The following is a 19,764-nucleotide window of genomic DNA, read 5'->3' as shown; positions in this document are numbered from 1 at the left end:
GTGCCTAGACTGTTCCTGGAGGAACACCCAAGTCTCCCGATAGACGGAGCAGCCCCTTGTCGGGTCTGTCCCATAGAAATCCTCGCCTGTTGCTGTCGATGCCTGCCAGAAAGGAACACTTCTCATGTCAGCGATCGTCGCCGAATCGATGCCTAAAACATTCTTTTCCATCGATATTGGGTGGTGGAGAAGCAACTGGCGCATCTGCAAACGGATCATCGGTCTCCTGCGACCCTACTGGCTAGCCTCATTGGGGGCAGTCATCTCGATGGTCCTGGCCACTATCGCGGCCCTCGTCGTCCCCTGGTTACTGGCCTGGGTCATCGACGTGGGCATTCGTGGGGGGCAGTTTCACAGCCTCTTGCTAGCTGCGGGTGCCATCCTACTCATCAGTGCGTTGCGTGGCCTCTTTTCCTATGGCCAGAGCTATCTCTCGCAAGCCGTTTCCTATCATGTCGCCTATGACCTGCGCAACCAGGTCTATGATCATCTGCAGCGACTCGACTTCTCCTTCCACGACGACGCCGAGACGGGACAGCTCATGTCGCGCCTGACCGTTGACATAGAAGGAGTGCGCAACTTTATTCCCTTGGGGTTACTACGTGCCCTGGTCGCGATTGTCACCTTTGGCGCTGTTGCCATGATCCTGCTCCAGCTCGACATCTTTCTTGCACTCATTACACTCATCAGTGTACCGCTCTTGATGCTACTTGCCGTCCAGGTGGGCAAGCGACTGCGCCCGCTCTGGGAGAAGGTCCAGCAAGAGAACGGGGTGCTTGGCACCATTATGCAAGAGAGCTTGAGCGGCATGCGCGTCGTCAAATCCTTTGCGCGTGAACCTTTCGAAGTCGAGAAATACGACCGACAGAATCGCAAACTGCGCGAGCTGAATCTGGAGGCCATGCGCCTCTCGGCCTGGAATCAGCCCTTGATGGTTCTCGTTCTCAACCTGATCACGGTACTGCTCGTCTGGGTAGGGGGAGTAGCTGTGATCGGGCGTCAGCTGAGCCTGGGCACGCTGGTCGCCGTGACGCAGTATGTACTCGTACTGGGCACGCCAACGCGTACCCTGGGCTTTATGGTGACTTGGTTCATGCGGGGTATCTCTTCTGCGGCGCGCATCTTCGAGATTCTCGACACCTCTCCCTCCATTACCGATGCTCCTGGAGCGCGTGAGCTGCGAGAGGTGCATGGTCATGTGCGTTACGAACATGTCTCCTTTGCCTATGCGGGCGGGCAGGAGGTGCTGCACGATATTTCGATCGAAGCCAGGCCAGGAGAGATCATTGCCATCCTCGGAGCCACTGGGGCCGGCAAGAGCACCCTGCTACACCTGCTTCCGCGCTTCTATGATGTCAGCGCAGGGCGCATTACTATCGATGGCCACGACGTACGCGAAGTCACTCTCGCCTCGCTGCGGCGCTCAGTAGGGCTGGTTCTGCAAGACGTCTTTCTCTTCAATGCCACACTGCGCGAAAACATTGCCTATGGCGTCGAAGAGGTCAGCGAGGAGCAGATCATTGCCGCAGCCAAAATCGCTCGCATCCATGACTTCATCTGCAGCTTGCCCAATGGCTACGATACCTGGGTGGGCGAGCGCGGTGTGACCCTCTCGGGAGGGCAGAAGCAACGCATCGCCATCGCGCGCACCCTGCTCCTCAATCCACGCATCCTTATCCTGGACGATTCGACCTCCAGCGTCGACATGGAGACCGAATATCTGATTCAGCAGGCTCTGGAGGCGGTCATGCGTGGACGCACGACATTCGTCGTGGCCTCGCGCCTACGCACCATCAAGCATGCCCATCAGATTCTCATTCTTGATCGCGGTCGCATTGTCGAACGCGGCACTCACGAAAGCCTCCTGGCGCGCAACGGCCTCTACCGCCGTCTCTACGACCTGCAATTACGTGAGCAAGAAGAATTTGAGGAGCGTTATCGACATCAGCACATCAATCAAGAGAAGAGAGCTAATAGGTCTGAAGCGAAAAGGGAGTCTCAGGTCGGGACAGAGAGGGAAGGCTGTTGTCAACAGAGAGGAGGGAAGAGATGACGGATCAGCGGCAGAAAGCCGAGCGACACCAGCGCAGTCGCTCTTATTTAGAGCAGCGGCGGCGCCTCCTGTGGGAGGAGAATACGCTGGCCAGTGCCGATGAAAGCGAGACGCGCCGCTTTGACTGGCGCTCCATCCGCCTCTTTGGTGTCTACCTCGCCCGCTACAAGGGCCTGACCGCCCTGAGCGTCCTGCTGATGCTCATCTACACCGCGACCAATCTCGCCAATCCCTATCTGATCGGGGTAGCTATTGACAACTTCATCACCCGCGCCGACCTGGGGGGTCTGGCCCTGATCTGTCTGCTGCTCCTGCTGGTCAACGTGGTCATGTGGCAGGCCCAATACTGGCAGATCTGGACCATGTCCTGGGCGGGGCAGCAAGTGCTCTATCTGCTCAGCTCTGACATGTTCAACCATTTGCAGCAGCTTTCGCTGAGCTTTTACGACCGTACCCAGATCGGGCGCGTCATGTCCCGCCTGCAGAGCGACATTGACGTGCTGGAGAGCATGCTCAGCTCTGGGCTGCTCTCCATTCTTGGCTCGCTGGTAGCCCTCGTGGGCATTATTGGGGCCATGATTGCCATGAACGCCTGGCTGGCCCTGCTCTCCTTCGCCGTACTGCCGGTCATGTTCATCATTGCGGCCTTCTGGTCGCGTCACGCCGAACGCTCCTTCCGGCGCACGCGAGCAGCCATCTCGCTCGTCAATGCCACGCTGCAAGAGAACATCTCGGGCATGCGCGTTATTCAGAGCCTGGCACGGGAAGGACGCAACCGCAGCGAATTCGACGAGCTAAATGCCTACAATCGTGATACCAACCTGGAAGCGAACCGTATTTCCTCGCTGGTGCTCCCGCTGGTCGAGGTTGTAGCGGCCATCGCCATTGCCCTGGTAGTGGTCTACGGCGGCATGGAGGTCGCGCGTGGCACCCTGCAGGTCGGCGTGCTTGTGGCCTTTACACTGTACATTAACCGTTTCTTTGATCCCATTCGGGAGCTGAGCATGCAGTACACCCAGCTCCAGCGTGCTGCTGTGGCTGCCGAGCGCATTTATCAGATCCTCTCCATTCCGGTGGAGATCAAAGACAGGCCGGGAGCCTCTGAACTGCCGCCGGTTCGGGGCGAGATTGAATTTCGCAACGTCACCTTTGGTTACACGCCCCGCTACACAGTGCTGCGTGGGCTGAACCTGCACATCGAGCCTGGGCAGATCGTGGCCATTGTTGGGCCGACGGGAGCTGGCAAGACGACCATCGCTGGCCTGGTCACCCGCTTCTACGATGTCCAGGGGGGAGCTGTCCTGATCGATGGCTATGATGTGCGCGACGTCACGCAGCGCTCGCTGCGCCGGCAAATTGGTGTTGTACCGCAGGACCCCTTTCTCTTTACGGGGACGATCAAGGAGAACATCCGCTACGGTCGGTTGGAGGCCAGCGATGAAGAGGTCATAGCGGCGGCGCGGGCTGTGGGCCTGCACGACCTGGTCGAACGTCTTCCCCAGGGCTACGAGACGCCAATTCGCGAGCGTGGGCGTAACCTGAGCATGGGTCAGCGGCAGCTGATCTCTTTCGCGCGGGCGCTGCTGGCTGATCCGCGTATTCTGATTCTCGACGAAGCCACTGCCAATATCGATACTGTGACCGAGCTGATCGTGCAACAAGGACTCCAGCGCCTGCTGCAGGGGCGTACGGCCATAGTGATTGCTCATCGCCTCTCGACGATCAAGAATGCCGACCTGATCGTCGTGCTCCAGCAAGGTCAGGTGGTCGAACAGGGCAGGCACGAAGAATTGCTGGCCCGTAACGGGGTCTATGCCAAGCTCTATGCGATGGGTTTTCGCGAGGCCACAGGCAGTGAGGCGAGCGAATCCGCCGGGCAAGACGAGCCGGATCGGCTGCAGGAATGGGCTGTTTCCTAAAGCGAGATAGCTAGATAAGGCAGGTGAAAAGCAGTGTAACGAGTAAAGAAGGTCTGGGCAGGGAGCTGTGCTACTCATGTCGGCTTGACAGAGCGGGGGAGAGCTTCTTATCATCAATCATAGATAGGATGGTTGTCAGGTGGTAGCGTGGCCTGCCCGGGATGTGCAGGACCGCCATCGCCCAGGAGCCGCGCGGCTTTTCTCCTCCGCTAGCCGGCTCCCTTGCGGGATGAGCCTGGTTGCTCCTGACGCATTGCTCCCCAGAGGGCATGCTTAGCGTGCCGCCGTCGTTGTCTCGCTTGGGCTGCCACGCCCTTGGGAGGACGGTGGGTGATGCGCATCTCGTCACGTACTGCCGCGCTACTGCCCTTGTGAAAAGGAGCTTTATGCGAGTTGAAACGCAGACTGAAGCCGATCCTGATCGACGCACGACTGTAGTCCCGCCAACCACTCCTGTTCCTCGATCTGTTATCCCCTGGTGGGATGACCTTGATCCTGTTGTCCGAGCGGAATTGCACCTTCCGGACATCGCTGATGAAGGCCCTCCCGCCCAACCGCTGGATGTTGTAGTGATTGGGGCCGGCGTTGCTGGCTTAAGCGCGGCTCTGAGCGCCCGCCGTACGGGGGCGCGTGTCCTGGTGTTGGAGCGCAATGCGCTCATTGGATGTGGTACGAGTGGGCGCAATGCCGGCATCTTAAGCGTTGGCATTAATGCCGACCTGACGACCCTGCCCGCAGGGCATCCAGCGCTTGCCCTCTGGCCTGCCACGACCGAAGTTCTCTTCTCACTGGTGAGGGAGGCGGCTCTCCCCGATTCGCTGCTCTCCCTGCATCTAACTGGCTCGCTAAGCCTGGCCGAGACCATCAGCGGAGCGCGTAACCTGGCGCGTGAGGTACATCTGCGGCTGCGCATGGGGTTGCGCGCGGAGCTGTGGACCCCAGCCCAGGTGGCAGAGGCTACCGGAGGCCGACTCAATGTGCGCACTGTCTATGCGGCCCTCTGGCTGCCGGATGAGGCGCGCGTCCACCCGCTGACCCTGCTGGCGCACCTGGCGCGACGCGCCCGTCGTGCTGGCGTTGAACTGCGCGGCAACGCTCCAGTGATCTCCTACGAGGAGGTACCTCTGCCTGGCGGGGCAAGTGGCTGGCGCCTGCATCTGGCCAACGGCTGCACGCTACTGACACGAGGGTTGATCCTGGCCGTAGGCCCGGGCGCTCGCCCCAATGCACGTCTGTATGCGCTGGCCTTCCGCGCCGAGCTGCCGCCCGATTTCCCCGTCTTTGGGGATGCCCTGCCCTACACTTACGCGGATTTCAGGGCGGGCGAGGGACGGCTCACAGTGACTGGTGGTCGCTACGGTCGCGCCGGGGTCACGCGCAATGATGCCCATTACCATTGCCGGCTCAAGGAGCTGACCTATCACTGGCTGCCCGAGCTGGCAGAGCAGGAACCGGCCTACACCTGGGCTGTGGACCTGGAGGTCACACCGCAGATGGTCCCCGAGCTGCATCCTGTGGGGGCGGTGGCTCCTGCTCTGGCTGTCGAGGGGCTGGGGGCTCTGGGCATGCTACCCGGTATGGTGCTGGGCGAGCGCGCCGGCGAACAGGTGGCCTCCGCGGTGAGCCGCTGATGCAGCGCGGTAGGCCTCTTCTCGCCTCCGCAGAGGAGCGCATTCCTCACTGAAGTGAGGACGTCGGGCGGGCGGGCACGTGTTGTCTCTCCAATGGCAGTGATGAGCCAGACGCCTCGCCTGCCCGATTTGCTGATCTGTTGCCTCCATCTGATCTCTCTGCTCTTTATGGGCTTTTAATCGCAATGCGCCAGCCTCCGGCTTTCCTCGATCTCTGCCTCCCGCGTCGCCGTAATGCTTGAGGTGCGCTCCGCGCTCTCTTCAGAAGCCAGAGCAGGTGAATGGGCTTGCCAAGTTGCTCATCTCCTGGTACTCTTGTGCCTAGAGGTACAAATGAATAGTTGTATAGATCACATAGCCACTTAGCCGCAAGTTGCCGTCGGGCGATGGGGCGGTAGGTGGCATGAGCGTACAAGCGCGTACACATGCCTTTTGTTACAGGCGTGGCCGCGTTTTATATAATACTGTGGTCGCAGGTAGAAAAGTTCTCTTCTCCTGGGAATACTCCACAGTGTGAGATACCAGCTGTCAAATCACTGAACCAGTGAAGGAGTACGTATTTGGGCAGATTCACCTTTCAAGGAGCGCATCTCGTCGATGCACTGGCCGAGTTGTCTGACAGCAGTATTACTGTTGCCGATGGGCATATTGAGCCGGCGAGCGGAGGAGAGCAGCCGGGCTTAGTCATCGAGGCTGAGGATGCCATCGTGCTGCCGGGCTTCATTGATGTGCATACTCATGGTGGAGGGGGGTTCAATCTTAGTACGGAGGACGCCAGCGAGATCTGTGCCTATGCCCGTTGGGCGCCTGGCAGCGGGACCACGGCCTTTCTTATTGGGGTCATTGGGGTCCCGTATACCTTGCCGGAAGAGCAGCTGAGGGCGGCAGTAGAGGCCATTGAGCGCTGTGAGGCCAGTCAGGAGCCGTTGGCTGAGCCGCTGGGCATTCATCTGGAGGGTCCCTATCTTAATATTGCGCGCAGGGGGGCGCACCTGCCCGAGTGGCTGCGCCAGCCCAGCGAGGCGGAGGCCGAGCGCATTCTGGAACTGACCCGTGGCCATCTCCGGCTGGTGACCCTGGCGCCCGAGCTACCCGGGGCTGAGGCCATGATCCGCCGCTTCCTGGAGGCGGGAGTCACTGTCAGCCTGGGGCATTCTGATGCTTCATACGAGCAGGCGCGGCGGGCCTTTGCTCTGGGGGTGAGCCACGTCACGCACTGCTTTAACGCCATGCGTCCTCTCCATCATCGGGAGCCGGGACCGCTGGGAGCCTTGGTCGAAGCGGGACATGTACGCGGCGAGCTGATCGCCGATGGGGTGCATGTTCATCCAGCGGCCATGAAGGCGCTGGTCAAAGCCCTGGGGCCTGAGCGCACCGTGGTCATTACCGATGCCCTCTGTGGCGCGGGCAGCCCGGAGCGCTCCTTTGAGTTTGGGGGCCAGCGTGCTACCGTCATCGATGGCGCGGCGCGCCTGCCGGATGGCACGATCACGGGGAGTGTGTTGACGATGGAGCAGGCCTTACGCAACGTCGTGCAGATGCTCGGTTTCTCCTTGCGCGATGCTGCCCGTATGCTGGCCTACAATCCTGCCCTGGCTGCCGGCGTCGGCGAGCGCAAGGGCCGGCTCCAGCCTGGCTACGATGCTGACCTCCTCATCTTCGATCGGACTCTCGCGCTGCAGGCGGTCCTTTGTCGGGGGCGGCTGGCCTTCGTCAGTGCATCCTGGCGTGAGCGACTGGCTCGCCTGCTAGAATAAACGGCAAGACAAAGGATGCCCCGGACAAGCACCGGGGCATTGCTTTGTCTTGTCAGGTGAAGCAAGCAGACGGAAAGACAGATGCCAGGGCTGGGAGCGCTGGCTTAGAGCGTCAGCGTGACCTTCTGGAGGCCGCGCGGCACATCAGGATTGTAGCCGCGGGTCAGCGCCAGATGGAGGGCCAGCATCTGGCCGGGGAGAATGGCCGTCACAGGACTCAGCCAGTCCGGGACGCCGCTCACCAGGGGTAGAGGTGTGCGGGCCAGAGCCAGGGCCTCGGCTTCCTCCGAGATCACCAGTAGCTCTGCGCCGCGGCGCTGCAGCTCCTCGGCCAGCTCACGCATATCGCTGTAGGTCGCATCGCGCGGCATAATCAGGATAGCCGGCAGGCCGACGTCGACCGTGGCGATGGGGCCGTGACGGAAGTCCGCCGAAGAATAGGCATTGGCCATGACGTAGGTCAGCTCCTTGAGCTTGAGCGTCAGCTCAAAAGCCGTAGCATAGTTGAAGCCACGCCCGATCACCACACAGCGATCCATATAGCGATAGCGCTCGGCCAGGCGGGCGATGTCTGTCGATTGGGCCAGCACCTGGGCAACGGCGGAGGGCAGGGCCTCTAAGGCCGTCAGATGGCTGGCCGACTCAGGACTCCAGGCAGCGGCGAAGAGGGCGAGGACTGTTAGCTGGGCAGTATAGGTCTTGGTAGCGGCGACGCTGCGCTCAGCTCCGGCGTGCAGGGCGACCACATGGTCGGCGGCCCGCGCCAGGGGAGAGCTGGCATCGTTGGTGATGGCCAGCGTCGGACGGCCCTGGCGGCGGCCCTCTTCGAGCACAGCGACAATATCGGGTGACTGACCCGACTGCGAAATGCCAACGACAAGAGCCCCATCCAGACGGGGGGGCCGACCATAGAGAGTATAAAGCGAGGGCGTGGCCAGCGCGATGGTATGGCCGGCCAGGGCCGCCCAGACGTATTTCGCGTAGAGTGCGGCGTGGTCCGATGATCCCCGAGCTGCGATCAGCACATGGGTGAACGGTGGCAGGGAGGTGACAATCTCCTCTACGTGGGGGCGCTCCCGTTCGAGCAGGCGGGCGAGGACCTCGGGCTGGCTGCGGATCTCTTGCTCAAGCAATGATGAGGACATGCAGACACTTCTCCGTTCGCTCGTGGTCGGGTAGCTAGCTTGCTACGCCAGGCCGTCTGGCCTGTCAGCAGCAGGCCTAGCGGTGGCTCAGCCTCCTTGGCTGACTCGCACAGGGCGCAGGCGGGCGTGGCTTAGCCCGGCCATCAGCCACCACGCCACTATCCTACCACGTTGTTGGCTGCTTGCCCACTCTCTTACGGCCCCACTCTTACCCGAGCGAGATCAACCGCATCCGGGCACGATGCACTCCCCACTCCGCTCGCTCAGTCAGCGTCAACTTCAGCAGTGGCCTGCAGGCGGGCCTTGCGTAGATGGGCTTGCAGATAGTGAGGATCGAGGCGTAGCGCCTCTTCGACGGCGGCCAGGGCCTCGGCGCGACGTCCGAGCACCCCTAAAGCCCAGGCCTTGCCGTCCCAGGCGGGAACATACTGTCTATCCCGACGCAAGGCCTCCTCAAAGGACTCTAAAGCCTCCTCATGGCGCGCCAGCAGGCAAAGGCAGGCTCCGCGCAGATACCAGGCAGCGGGATCTTCGGGCGCCAGGGCTAAAGCTCGCTCGACGGCGGCGAGCGCCTCGGGATAGCGAATCGCTCCCCACAGCTCGCGCGCATAATTCAGCCAGAAAGCTGCCTGATCATGTGCTGAAGCCTGGGATGGTGAATGCTCGTCAGGCTCCTTAGACATCTACTACCTCCTCGCTCACACGCGCTACGTGAGCTGGCCACGACCCCTCGTTGCTTATTGCTGAGGGTCGCTCTCACCTGACTGAGCGCGCAGGGCCGTCTGATAGGCTTCCCATGTGTCAACATCATGGGAAGCCAGGGCTTCCTCCACCTCGACGAGTGCTATCTCCGCGCGGTGGCGCTCAATCACGCGGCGTCCACCCTCATCGCCGGTGACACCCTCCAACTCTGGGAAGAGAGCTGAGGCGAAGAGCACAGGATTCCCACGCCGTCCCTCATAGCTGGGGGCCACGATCCGTCGACCAGAGCTGCGCCAGGCGGCGATCAGCCGATCGATCAGGTGAGGCGGGATGAAAGGCTGATCGCCTAGAAAGATCAGGGCAGCAGCGGGTGGCGGCTGGCCTAAGCGAGCGGCGTGGGCCAGCAGGGTCTGGAGGCCGCAGCGCAGCGAGGTGCTCATGCCCTGAGCATAGTCAGAGTTGATCACCAGCTCGACCGCTGGATCGGCGGCGTAGTCCCCCAGGGCCGCGCGCACTTCCTCAGCCCGATGACCCAGAACGATCACCAGGGGGCGGGCCTGCGACCGCAGAATGGCCTCCACGCTATGTTGCACCAGCGGGCGCCCGGCCAGCGGCAGAAGCAGCTTATGGCGACCTGCTCCCATGCGGCTAGAGGTGCCCGCAGCCAGCAGAATGGCGGCGCATCCTGGCTCTCCACTCACGATGGCTTCCTCGCTGTGTTTGGTGTTCGTCTCAGGCTTGTCGGCCATGCTATAATAGCACTTGACCGCGCGCAGCCGAGATCTTCAATGCAATACTGCTCTATAGTATATCATCATCAGCTCGGCGAGGAACGCGGCTGACCCCGTCGCAATTGACAGGAGGATGGCCAGCGCGGCGTTCCCCCCTGGGTGGGAGATCCAAGAAAGGCACGACGGCAGTTCTATGCTCACGACTCCCTCGGCGAAGGATGAACGTGTAACGGCCCTAGAGGGTGGGGCCGCGACACTGGAGAAGTATCGCCGCCTGCAGGCCATTCTGAAAGAGATGGAGTCGGTTCTGGTGGCCTACTCCGGCGGCGTCGATAGCACCTTGCTCTTGAAGGTAGCCCACGACGAACTCGGCGAGCGAGCGCTTGGTGCATTGGCGCTCTCACCCGCCTATGCGCCTGAAGAGGGCGAGGCCGCGCTGCAGCTGGCACGCGACCTGGGCATTCGGGTGCTGACTGTTGAGACTCATGAGCTTGAGGATGAGCGCTATCTCACCAACCAGCCCAATCGCTGCTATTTTTGTAAGACGGAGCTATTCACTCATCTGACGGCCCTGGCTCAGCAGCACGGCCTGCGCTATGTCGCCTATGGAGTCAACAAAGACGACGAAGGCGATTTTCGTCCAGGGCAGCGCGCGGCCCGCGAGTTCGGCGTGCGTGGTCCCTTACTGGAGGCGGGGCTGCACAAAAGCGAGATCCGGGCCCTGGCCCGCTGGCTGGGTTTGCCTGTCTGGGATAAGCCTGCGCTCGCCTGCTTTTCCTCGCGCATTCCCTATGGGACACGCATCGACATCGAGACATTGCAGAAGATCTATCAGGCGGAGAAGCTCCTGCGCGAGCTTGGTTTGCGTCAGGTCCGTGTGCGCCATCATGGGGCCGTAGCTCGCATCGAAGTCGAGCGGCAGGACATGCCGCGCCTGATCGAAGAGGAGACGAGTCGCCAGGTCACGGAAGGCCTGCGCCGTCTCGGCTATCTCTATGTCACCCTCGATCTTCTCGGCTTTCGCAGCGGCAGCCTGAACGAGGGCTTCTTCAAGAAGAAGAGGCCGGCGATGGAGGGTCATCAGGAGAAGAACGATGAGCAAAAGGAAGGCTCAGCAGGCTAGTGGCATTGTGAGGCGCACGGCGGGGACCGGTCCGGGCAGCCCACAGGGAGGGTCACAGGTGGGAGAGCGGAAGCAGGAACTAACGATTAAGCAAGCGCGAGAGGAGCGCAGGCGGCGAGAGCAACAGCGGCGCGAGCGAGCGCATCAGCAAGCCCAGCTCCGCAAGCTGCTCCTCTCTATCGGCGTCGTCGGCATTTTTCTCCTGCTCCTGGGAGGCGGGGGCTACTTCCTCATTCGGACCGGCTCCCAGGGTCAGGCTCAAGGCCAGCAAAGCCAGGTTCAGAGCCAGAACCATCCGATCGTCGACGCGGCCTATCCGCCAGTTGATCAGGTCTACTGTGATGCCAGCGAGCAGGTGGCAGTGCACTATCACGCCCATCTCTCGATCTACATCAACGGTCAAGCCGTGCAGATCCCTGCCAACACCGGCATTGCCAGCGACTGCATCTACTGGCTCCATACCCACGACACGACTGGTGTTATCCATATTGAGGCGCCGCAGAACACACGCTTCACCCTGGGCCAGTTCTTCGATATCTGGAAAAACCAGTTCGCCGACCTGGGCAACGGCTTCCCCAGCCAGCTTGACCAGACCAGCGGCTGGAGTGTCTACGTCGATGGCAAGCCCTATCAAGGCGACTTCCGCAACCTCCAGCTACAGGCTCATGAACTCATCACCCTGGCCTATAACAGTCCGCACGTGCAACCCGACGTTGTCTACAATTGGGGCAGCCTCTAGAGGCAGGCAACAATCTCGCGCGGCATTCCTCAGCTCTGCTGAGGGGTCCTGAAGGAGAGAGGCTGGCAGCGCAGCAAGGACGGTACCCAGTGCCAGCCTCCTTCCTGATTTACTGATCGGCCTGCCAGTGGTCCGCAGGCGTCAGCGCAAAGACCAGCGTATTGCGCAGCCGGCCATCGGGAGCCAGGGCCTCGTTACGCAGGCAACCCTCAAAGACGAAGCCGAGACGGCGTGGAATGGCAGCGCTGCGTTCGTTGCGCTCGTCACAGCGGATGAAAATGCGGTTGGCTCCGAGCTGCCTCAAGGCAAAGCTGGTCAGCAATTGCGTTGCTTCTGTGATATATCCCCGACCAGTGGCCGTGGCGCGCAGCCAGTAGCCGATCTCGAAGACACGCGCCTGCCAGTCGTGGGGCTTCAAACTGATCCCTCCCAGGAGTTGCCCATCGGCCAGACTGATCACCGCGCAGTTATAGATGTCGCGCAGCAACCACGCTGCGCGCTGACGATTGATCCAATCGCGCGTCTCCTCGATGCGCTGGTGCTGGTCTGCCCAGGGCATCCAGGGACGCAGATGGGCGCGCGATTCCTGGATCGCCTCGAAAAGCGCAGGAGCGTCCTCCTCGCGATAAGGTCGCACGATGACGCGCTGACCCGCCAGCTCTTCAAAATCGGGCATCAGGCTAAGGAAAAGCTCCTCCCCCATGAGAGTATTCCTTTCTTTTAAGATTAACTATGTATAAAGAGAAAGAAAGTTGTACTTGACGTGCTATAGTTGTGAAAATGAAACGAGAGGCTCTCGCAGTACAGCGAGGCAGAAAGCGGCACGCATTCTATGATACAATGGAGTCAGCCGTCAAACAAGCGCTCTTCCGTCGCAGGGCGCGAACGACCGGAGAACAACTGTTAACTTTAAATATCTAAACAGTAGTAGAGGAAGAAGTCGATAAAAGTAGTAATTTGATGTTAAGAGCATAACCATGCCAGAGCGACTCATTTATCTTGACCATGCGGCCACGACCGCCCTTGATCCGCGGGTGCTGGAGGCCATGTTGCCCTATCTTACCAGCGACTATGGCAATGCCAGCAGTATCTACACCCTTGGGCGGCGAGCCATGCAAGCCATTGACAGGGCGCGTGAAGAGATCGCCGCCATTCTCAACTGCCGGCCCACCGAAATCGTATTTACCGGCTGTGGCTCCGAGAGCGACAACCTGGCCATCAAGGGTGTCGCTCTGGCCGCGCGCAACAAAGGCCAGCACATTATCACTTCGTCCATCGAGCATCATGCTGTCCTGCACACCTGTCACTATCTGGAGCGTTTCGGTTTCAACGTCACCTACCTACCGGTGGACGAGCACGGACTGGTTGATCCCGAGGCTGTTGAGCGAGCCATCACTGCTGAGACCGTCCTCGTCTCCATCATGTATGCCAATAATGAGATTGGGACCATCGAGCCGGTTGAAGAGATTGGGCGCATCTGTCGGCAGCGCAAGGTTCCCTTCCACATTGATGCCGTCCAGGCGGGTGGGGCTTTACCACTCGACGTCAAGGCGCTCAACGCCGACCTGCTCTCGCTCTCGGCTCACAAATTCTATGGGCCGAAGGGCGTTGGCATTCTCTACGTGCGCCAGGGCGTCCGACTCCTGCCGCAGCAGCAAGGAGGCTCGCAGGAACGCGGGCGGCGAGCTGGGACCGAGAACGTGGCCGGCATTGTAGGAGCGGCCACGGCCCTGCGCCTGGCCTACGAGGAGCTGGAGCAGGTTCAGCCGCGGCTGCGAACCATGCGTGATCGCCTGATCGAAGGCATCCTGAGCCGTGTCCCGCGCAGCCGCCTGACCGGCCATCCGACGCGACGCCTGGCCAACAACGCTAGCTTCTGCTTCGAGGGGGTCGAGGGTGAATCGATCCTACTCAACCTTGATCTGCTCAACATTGCCGCCTCGACCGGCTCGGCCTGCACCTCTGGCTCGGTTGAACCCTCGCATGTCCTCGTTGCGCTCGGCCTGCCGCCCGAGTGGGCGCGCGGTAGTCTGCGCCTGACCCTTGGCAAAGACAACAGCGAAGAAGACGTCGACACCGTTCTCTCCGTCCTGCCGGGCATCGTTGAGAAGCTGCGCAGTCTGGCCACCTGAGTATGGGCGGACCGCTGGCTCAGGTGGCTCGTGCAAGACAAGAGCAGGGCAGCGGGCGGACCGCCGGCAGGAAGGAAGGATCAGCCTGGCCGTGGATGAGTGCGCCAATCTTGGAGTATGCAGGCCTGCTGACCTATGACTATCTGGGGCGGGTTCTGTGGCCAGGCGTTGTCTCCTCGGCCCGTTTGTGCTACAGTGGAAACAGCAGAGGCAACAGGATACTAACAAGGAAGGCACCTGCGGGATCATCCGCCTGGCAGATGATCCTGGCAGAGAAAGGACAGGCAACCGCGGGCGTTGCTTGCCGCTCCTGGCCTCCATGTGTGCACAAGAAGGGATAGGCAGCTGATTATGGACACACTCAAACGCGAAGCGCTCTCACAGCGAGTGCGGGCCGTCAAACCCTCCGGCATTCGCAAATTCTTCGACATCATCAACAGCATGCCGGACGTCATCTCGCTTGGAGTAGGCGAGCCTGATTTTGTGACGCCGGAGCATATTCGCCAGGCGGGCATCGAAGCCCTCAGACGTGGAGAGACGCACTACACGTCGAACTATGGAATCCTCGAATTGCGCGAAGAGATCGCTGCAATGTTGCAGCGTCGCTACGGCCTGCTGTATGATCCGCAGAAAGAGATCCTGGTCACCGTCGGCGTCAGCGAAGGGGTCGATCTGGCAATGCGCGCCTTAGTTGATCCGGGCGATGAGGTGATCTCGCTTGACCCCGGCTACGTTGCCTACGAAGCAGATATTCTCTTTGCCGGCGGCGTGGTCGTACCGGTTCCGACCTATGCGCGCTATAACTTTGCTGTACGCGCTGCGGAGATCGCGCCCCTGATCACGCCGCGTACCAAAGTCATTCTCCTTGGCAACCCTAACAATCCGACGGGGGCCGTCATTCCGCGGGCCGAGCTAGAAGGGATTGCGCGTCTGGTCCTGGAGCATGATCTTTACCTGGTGGTCGATGAAGTCTACAGTCGCCTGGTCTACGAGACTGAGCATGTCTGTATGGCAGCGCTGCCGGGCATGCGCGAGCGTACCATTCTGCTCGATGGCTTTTCCAAAGCCTATGCGATGACAGGCTGGCGCGTCGGCTACGTAGCGGCTCCAGCCACCCTGCTAGAGGCCATGCTGAAAGTGCATCAATACGCCATTATGTGCGCTGGCACTGTGGCCCAGGTTGCAGCTCTGGAGGCCCTGCGTCACGGCGAGGAAGACGTATGCGCTATGCATGCCGAGTATGCGCGGCGGCGGCGGATGTTTGTTGATGGGCTCAACCGCATTGGCCTGCCAACCTGCGAGCCGCGAGGGGCTTTCTATGCCTTCCCCTGTGTGGCCCAGACTGGCATGAGCGATGAGGAGTTTGCCGAAAAGTTGCTGCTGGAAGAGCGCGTAGCTGTTGTGCCCGGTAGCTCATTTGGTGCCTGCGGTGCTGGCTATGTGCGCTGTGCTTATTGCACCTCTTATGAGCAACTGGAGGAAGCCTTACGGCGTATCGAGCGCTTCCTGAGGCGTCACCAGTAGGGGAGCGGTCGCCCGGACCACTCCCCTCTTTTTGGTTTGTTTTCTCTATCGGACCCCGGGGACCGGGCCTGCCTGTCTGTCTGCCCTTCCAGCTTGCTCACCCTCTCCCTGCTTCTGTGGTCTGCAGTTGCCTCTCTCTCCTCCCTCTTGTGACCTTGGCCCGTTCTTGGCCGTGCACTGCCTCCTCTATACTGGAGCGCAGAGAGCAAGGTCAGGACCTGAGAGCGCGCGGCAAGGGAGGGAGGGACCGATCAAAGAGGGAGGCCCTCCTCACGCTCGGAGCGGGGAGGGTCAGCCAGGAGTAGAGGGAGCGCGCAGCTGGCTGACAAGGGAACAGCAACCGGCTGCCGGGTGGACCAGGGAAGTGAGCGAGCTAGTAAGCGAGTAAGGGCGAAAGTGGGCCCACCTGGATTCGAACCAGGGACCAACCGGGTGAAGCCGACGACTGCCCAGCCTATGCCTGGCCTGGAAGCGATCAGGCGGGCAAGCACTGATTGCCGGAAGGCGCAGGTGCTGAGCGAGGTCATCTCTTCCCGAACCGTGCGTGCGCCTTTCGACGCACACGGCTCTCCAGGCGCTGTCGAGCCAGAGGGCTGGAAGCAGCGCCCTGTGCCCCTTCCCCGTGTATCGGGCATTACCCCGATCGTTTGAGTACTATGGGCACTCCGTCACCAGAGGACACGGGCGAGGCCAGTGGCCGAATTAGTGCCGGAGAGGCGACCCGTATCCTGGAAGGTGATCCCGCAGTTCCCTACCTGCCTCGGTCCGTACGTAGGTGCCCTTAGGATGTGCCGGGCTACCAGCCGCCAGCCCGATGGGACCATTGGCGACCCTCATAACCACGGTCGTCAAATCGGGCAACGTGCGCAATCCTGCCATCGCACGGGTGGTTGAGCGGGCACATCTCGGGTTCGGAAGTTCCTCCTCACCATATACGGCCTCGCTGCACGGAGCGGGGTAAGCAGTTTCCCCCGAGCCGCACTTTTCTGGTCATGCTACTGTCCCCTAACCCTTTCGGGATCAGGTCAGACCAGGCTTTAACCACAACGGTCCCAGTGGTGCTGCACTGCGCAGCAGAGACAGGTAGAGCACAGCGGCGCACTTATGAGCCGGCTGCTCTAACCGCTGAGCTATGGGCCCTTGCGACCACTATTGTAACACACTCGCGATGCGCTGGGAAGAGGGAGAGGCCAGAAGAGTCAACGAAGTCCCGCGACATTTGGTTCAGCATGCCAATAGATCGATACATCGTGCGGTCCACATTGTGCTATAATATCGGAAGTGTAGAGCACAGCACCTGGCTGGCTTCCCGTTGCTGTTCCTGAGAGGAAAGAGGAGGGGGCAAGCCAGTCAACGACGAGCGTATTGGCGGATTCTACAGTCAGCAGCAGCATTGTGAACACAGGAGCCGTGCCATCGGCAAAGCACCCTGTTTTGAGTGCAAGGCAGTCGAGCAGACGCAGACCGGAACAAGAGCAGAGAGCGACCGCTGTTAGTCGCGGGCACTCTGTGGAATCCCGGGAGCGCTTTTTAAGGGCCGCGCCATTTCTGTGCACAGGGCGCGGTTGAATTTTTAGAGGGGGCATTCAATGGAGAATGAAGTGACGATTCGGATTGGTGGCGAGTCGGGCGAAGGGACCATCTCGGGTGGTGACATCCTGGCGCTCGCCTCCGCGCGCTGGGGGTATCATGTCTTTACCTTCCGCACCTTCCCGGCGGAGATCCTGGGCGGTCCCTGTATGTTCCAGGTGCGCATCAGCGATCGCCCTGTGAAATCGATGGGAGACTATGCGGACGTCCTGATCTGTCTCAACAAAGAGGCTTACGACCGCAATATTCGCGACCTGCGCCGGGGGGGGGTCCTGGTCTACGATCCTGGTGATTTCACGCCCGAGAGCGACGACTTCATCACCTATGCCGTGCCCTTCAACGAGCTAGCGCGCAAGGAAGTGCAGCTTTTTCAGACCAAGAACATGGTCATGCTGGGGGCCATAGCTGGCCTCTTCGGGCCACCTCTGGAGGCCCTGCTGCAGGTAGTCGAGTCCCGCCTCTCCAAATCCCGCAAGGCCAATCCCGTCTTGATGGAGAAGAACCGCCTGGCGCTAGACATCGCCTATCGCTATGTACGTGAGAAGATCGAAAAGCGAGATCCCTACCAGCTTGGTCCTGTAGAAAAGGCCGATCGCGTGGTGCTCAATGGCAACCAGGCGGTTGTAGCGGGCGCCCTGGCGGCAGGCTGTGGCTTCTTCGCGGGCTATCCGATTACGCCGGCCAGTGATATCATGGAGGCGATGGCTAAGGAGCTGCCGCAGGTAGGGGGGACCTTCTTGCAGGCGGAAGATGAGATGGCCGCCCTGGCGGCGGTTTTGGGAGCCTCCTTCGGCGGTGTGCGGGCCATGACGGCGACCTCCGGCCCGGGCTTCTCCCTGATGACCGAGCTGATCGGGCTGGCCTCGATGGCCGAGCTACCGGCGGTCATTGTCGATGCCCAGCGTGCTGGTCCAAGCACGGGCATGCCCACCAAGATGGAGCAGGCTGACCTCAGCTTTGCCCTCTACGGTGGCCACGGCGATACGCCGCGTCTGATCGTGGCGCCGGCCAATGTCGCCGACTGCTACAGCCTGATGGGTTTGGCCTTCAACATGGCTGACCGCTACCAGATGCCAGTCATCTTCCTCACCGACCAGTCGCTGACGGCTCGCGTTGAGAGCGTCGATCGCAGCGTCTTTCAGCCCTTCACCATCGAGGGGCGCCTTGAGTATGGCAAGGTGGGCAGCAATGGCGCCAACGGCGCCAATGGGGCCAGCGGCAACGGGAGCAAGCACGAGGCGGCGACGGCTCTGGCGGCCAGCTTCGCGCGCTACGCCTATACAGCCAGCGGCATTTCTCCCATGACTATCCCCGGACCTGGTGCCCTTCCTTACTCTGCCACCGGCCTGGAGCACAACGAGCATGGCCATCCAGACTACGAGCCGGAAGACCACACGGCCATGATGCAGAAGCGCTTTCGCAAGCTGGAGACGGCGGCCCAGGAGCTGCCACAGCCGGAGCCGTACGGGGACAGCGACGCCGAGATCGGACTGATCGGCTGGGGGTCGACAGAGGGAGCCATTCAAGAGGCGGTTGATCGCGCACGCGCCAAGGGCTACAAGGTAGCCTCCCTGCACCTGCGCATTCTCTCGCCGCTGCCCGATCGTGCTCTTCGCAATTTCATCAGCTCCGTCAAGACGATCATCGTTCCCGAGTGCAATTACTCGGGTCAGCTGGCCAACCTGCTCGGGGCCAGGTATGGTCTGCAGCCGATTCGTGTCAATAAATTCGGGGGCATTCCCTTCACCGCGGGGGAGATCCTGCGGGCCATTGAGGAGGTTTGTTAGCCGTGGTTCAGTCAACCACTCCAACGCTCACGCTCAAAGACTACAAGAGCGAGGTCAAGCCGACCTGGTGTCCGGGTTGCGGCGATTTTGGCGTGCTCAACGCGACGCTGCGCAGCATGGCCGCCCTCAAGCTGCCAGTCGATCAGACGGTGGTTGTCTCGGGTATTGGCTGCTCCAGCCGCTTCCCCCACTTTATTCGCACCTTCGGCTTCCATAGCGTGCATGGGCGCGCTCTCCCGGTCGCCCAGGGCCTGAAGATGGCCCGCCCTGACCTGACGGTGATCGCCGTGGGGGGGGATGGCGACTTCTTCAGCATCGGCGTCGGCCACCTGGTGCACGCCGCTCTGCGCAATATCGATATTACGGCCATCGTAATGGATAACGAGACCTATGGCCTGACCAAGGGACAGACCTCGCCTACCTCGCCGCATGGCCACAAGACGAAGTCATCGCCCTATGGCCTGCTAGCCTCGCAATTCAATCCGGTCGCGACCGCTCTCTCGCTGAACGTGAGCTTTGTGGCCCGCGGTTACTCCGCTCGCCCCAAAGAGCTGGCGGCCCTGATCGAGCAGGCTACTCTGCATCGGGGCTTCTCCTTTGTGCATGTGCTCAGTCCCTGCCCAACCTTCTACAATACCTTCGATGCCTGGGATGCCGCGGTAACGCCGCTGCCAGAGGATCATGACCCGAGCAGCCGGCTCAAGGCCCTGGAGTATGCTCTCGACAGCGAGAAGCAGTATATCGGCCTCTTTTACCGCGAGGAGCGGCCAACAATGGAGCGCGTGACCCGTGAGGTCGTTGAGCCTCGCGAGTTCCGCATCGACGAATACATTCAGCGCTATGCCTAGTCCCCTCTCCCACCTGCATCGCCAACGCCGAGGGGATTGACGAGGTAAGGTCTCTTCTCGTGGGGAGCGGTGCCAGGGGCCGT

At 61.1% G+C, this 19,764-nt stretch carries 14 protein-coding genes; 10 read left to right on the top strand and 4 right to left on the bottom strand.

All coding sequences use genetic code 11. The annotated features are described in order from the left end of the window. Nucleotides 1–124 precede the first annotated feature (124 nt). From KTAU_RS08050 to nagA, 4 genes are all read left to right on the top strand, one after another. The gene (locus tag KTAU_RS08050) at nt 125–2,053 is read left to right on the top strand and encodes an ABC transporter ATP-binding protein (protein ID WP_151727895.1); all 1,929 of its coding nucleotides are present in this window, start codon (nt 125–127) and stop codon (nt 2,051–2,053) included. Then, complete coding sequence (locus KTAU_RS08045; protein WP_151727894.1) at nt 2,050–3,972, top strand: ABC transporter ATP-binding protein; 1,923 nt, start codon at nt 2,050–2,052, stop codon at nt 3,970–3,972. The genes KTAU_RS08050 and KTAU_RS08045 overlap by 4 nt, the downstream gene beginning before the upstream one ends. A 386-nt stretch (nt 3,973–4,358) precedes the next feature. Further along, complete coding sequence (locus KTAU_RS08040) at nt 4,359–5,603, top strand: NAD(P)/FAD-dependent oxidoreductase (RefSeq protein ID WP_170293150.1); 1,245 nt, start codon at nt 4,359–4,361, stop codon at nt 5,601–5,603. A 560-nt stretch (nt 5,604–6,163) separates the two neighbouring features. After that, complete coding sequence (nagA, locus tag KTAU_RS08035; RefSeq protein ID WP_151727892.1) at nt 6,164–7,360, top strand: N-acetylglucosamine-6-phosphate deacetylase; 1,197 nt, start codon at nt 6,164–6,166, stop codon at nt 7,358–7,360. 104 nt (nt 7,361–7,464) lie between these two features. Here the strand turns inward: nagA and KTAU_RS08030 are convergent, their stop codons facing one another. The 3 genes from KTAU_RS08030 to mocA all read right to left on the bottom strand — a co-directional run bounded on the left by KTAU_RS08030 (nt 7,465) and on the right by mocA (nt 9,956). After that, on the bottom strand, nt 7,465–8,505 hold the full coding sequence (locus KTAU_RS08030) for an SIS domain-containing protein (RefSeq protein ID WP_151727891.1): 1,041 nt from the start codon (nt 8,503–8,505) through the stop codon (nt 7,465–7,467). 263 nt (nt 8,506–8,768) lie between these two features. Next, nucleotides 8,769–9,188, bottom strand: coding sequence for a tetratricopeptide repeat protein (locus KTAU_RS08025; RefSeq protein ID WP_151727890.1), 420 nt, complete (start codon nt 9,186–9,188; stop codon nt 8,769–8,771). Nucleotides 9,189–9,242: 54 nt separating this feature from the next. Continuing rightward, nucleotides 9,243–9,956, bottom strand: coding sequence for a molybdenum cofactor cytidylyltransferase (gene mocA / locus KTAU_RS08020; RefSeq protein WP_151727889.1), 714 nt, complete (start codon nt 9,954–9,956; stop codon nt 9,243–9,245). A gap of 175 nt (nt 9,957–10,131) precedes the next feature. On the opposite strand from mocA, the gene larE reads away from it, so the two are divergent. Next, complete coding sequence (gene larE / locus KTAU_RS08015) at nt 10,132–11,061, top strand: ATP-dependent sacrificial sulfur transferase LarE (RefSeq protein WP_151727888.1); 930 nt, start codon at nt 10,132–10,134, stop codon at nt 11,059–11,061. Next, nucleotides 11,033–11,800: a hypothetical protein gene (locus KTAU_RS08010; protein WP_151727887.1), complete on the top strand. Its 768-nt coding sequence runs from the start codon at nt 11,033–11,035 to the stop codon at nt 11,798–11,800. The genes larE and KTAU_RS08010 overlap by 29 nt, the downstream gene beginning before the upstream one ends. 109 nt (nt 11,801–11,909) lie before the next feature. On the opposite strand, the gene KTAU_RS08005 is transcribed toward KTAU_RS08010, so the two are convergent. Next, nucleotides 11,910–12,503, bottom strand: coding sequence for a GNAT family N-acetyltransferase (locus KTAU_RS08005; protein WP_151727886.1), 594 nt, complete (start codon nt 12,501–12,503; stop codon nt 11,910–11,912). A gap of 274 nt (nt 12,504–12,777) precedes the next feature. On the opposite strand from KTAU_RS08005, the gene nifS reads away from it, so the two are divergent. The 4 genes from nifS to KTAU_RS07985 all read left to right on the top strand — a co-directional run bounded on the left by nifS (nt 12,778) and on the right by KTAU_RS07985 (nt 19,681). Beyond that, the gene (gene nifS, locus KTAU_RS08000) at nt 12,778–13,932 is read left to right on the top strand and encodes a cysteine desulfurase NifS (RefSeq protein WP_151727885.1); all 1,155 of its coding nucleotides are present in this window, start codon (nt 12,778–12,780) and stop codon (nt 13,930–13,932) included. 351 nt (nt 13,933–14,283) lie between these two features. Further along, complete coding sequence (locus KTAU_RS07995; RefSeq protein ID WP_151727884.1) at nt 14,284–15,456, top strand: aminotransferase class I/II-fold pyridoxal phosphate-dependent enzyme; 1,173 nt, start codon at nt 14,284–14,286, stop codon at nt 15,454–15,456. 1,589 nt (nt 15,457–17,045) lie between these two features. After that, entirely contained in the window at nt 17,046–18,833 is a 1,788-nt protein-coding gene (locus KTAU_RS07990; protein WP_151727883.1) for a 2-oxoacid:acceptor oxidoreductase subunit alpha, read from the top strand. Nucleotides 18,834–18,835: 2 nt separating this feature from the next. After that, the gene (locus KTAU_RS07985; protein ID WP_223258446.1) at nt 18,836–19,681 is read left to right on the top strand and encodes a 2-oxoacid:ferredoxin oxidoreductase subunit beta; all 846 of its coding nucleotides are present in this window, start codon (nt 18,836–18,838) and stop codon (nt 19,679–19,681) included. Nucleotides 19,682–19,764: the final 83 nt, after the last annotated feature.

It is taken from the genome of Thermogemmatispora aurantia (assembly GCF_008974285.1).
Taxonomy (GTDB): Bacteria; Chloroflexota; Ktedonobacteria; order Ktedonobacterales; family Ktedonobacteraceae; genus Thermogemmatispora; species Thermogemmatispora aurantia.
Note: the sequence above shows the minus strand (reverse complement) of the source record. Positions and strands in the feature narration are given on the sequence as shown.

Coding starts and splice junctions, on each gene's coding strand:
- KTAU_RS08050 (WP_151727895.1), top strand. CDS start 125: ATGTCAGCGATCGTCGCCGAATCGATGCCTAAAACATTCTTTTCCATC.
- KTAU_RS08045 (WP_151727894.1), top strand. CDS start 2,050: ATGACGGATCAGCGGCAGAAAGCCGAGCGACACCAGCGCAGTCGCTCT.
- KTAU_RS08040 (WP_170293150.1), top strand. CDS start 4,359: ATGCGAGTTGAAACGCAGACTGAAGCCGATCCTGATCGACGCACGACT.
- KTAU_RS08030 (WP_151727891.1), bottom strand. CDS start 8,505: ATGTCCTCATCATTGCTTGAGCAAGAGATCCGCAGCCAGCCCGAGGTC.
- KTAU_RS08025 (WP_151727890.1), bottom strand. CDS start 9,188: ATGTCTAAGGAGCCTGACGAGCATTCACCATCCCAGGCTTCAGCACAT.
- mocA (WP_151727889.1), bottom strand. CDS start 9,956: ATGGCCGACAAGCCTGAGACGAACACCAAACACAGCGAGGAAGCCATC.
- larE (WP_151727888.1), top strand. CDS start 10,132: ATGCTCACGACTCCCTCGGCGAAGGATGAACGTGTAACGGCCCTAGAG.
- KTAU_RS08010 (WP_151727887.1), top strand. CDS start 11,033: ATGAGCAAAAGGAAGGCTCAGCAGGCTAGTGGCATTGTGAGGCGCACG.
- KTAU_RS08005 (WP_151727886.1), bottom strand. CDS start 12,503: ATGGGGGAGGAGCTTTTCCTTAGCCTGATGCCCGATTTTGAAGAGCTG.
- nifS (WP_151727885.1), top strand. CDS start 12,778: ATGCCAGAGCGACTCATTTATCTTGACCATGCGGCCACGACCGCCCTT.
- KTAU_RS07995 (WP_151727884.1), top strand. CDS start 14,284: ATGGACACACTCAAACGCGAAGCGCTCTCACAGCGAGTGCGGGCCGTC.
- KTAU_RS07990 (WP_151727883.1), top strand. CDS start 17,046: ATGGAGAATGAAGTGACGATTCGGATTGGTGGCGAGTCGGGCGAAGGG.